Origin of the sequence: Photobacterium alginatilyticum (genome assembly GCF_009910675.1) — a bacterium.
Classification (GTDB): domain Bacteria; phylum Pseudomonadota; class Gammaproteobacteria; order Enterobacterales; family Vibrionaceae; genus Photobacterium; species Photobacterium alginatilyticum.
In genome coordinates this window covers 1-409 of the sequence record NZ_RSEJ01000316.1, presented here as the reverse complement: position 1 = coordinate 409, position 409 = coordinate 1, and the positions used below count along the sequence as shown (strand labels likewise).

The following is a 409-nucleotide window of genomic DNA, read 5'->3' as shown; positions in this document are numbered from 1 at the left end:
TCTCCACGTAGTCATCAACAGTTTCTCGATAACTTTAAAGCTGTTTTACCCTCGCATGTCATCCCTATCATCGTGACTGATGCTGGCTTTCGKAATACATGGTTTAGACAAGTTAATGACATGGGTTGGTGTTATCTTGGACGCGTAATAGGAGATGTAAACGTCTTAATAAAAAACTAATGGCAACACATCAAGCAGTTGTTTAATCAAGCGAATAGCAAACCTAAATATGTAGGATTCACACAGCTAGCCAAGCGAAAGCCATTGCAATGCCATCTTCATCTCTATAAAAAACAAACACCTAAAAAACGTAAAGACCGGCCAAAAGGTCGAGAGCACTTCTCCGCCCAGGCAGTCCATAAGAAGTCAGCACTAGAACCTTGGTTGCTGGCGACTAATATCCCAACAA

The 409-nt window shown here is 41.7% G+C and carries 1 pseudogene; it reads left to right on the top strand.

Annotated elements, in window-relative coordinates:
- Positions 1 to 409 (top strand): annotated as a pseudogene (locus tag EIZ48_RS31700) (transposase family protein); the annotation flags it as partial.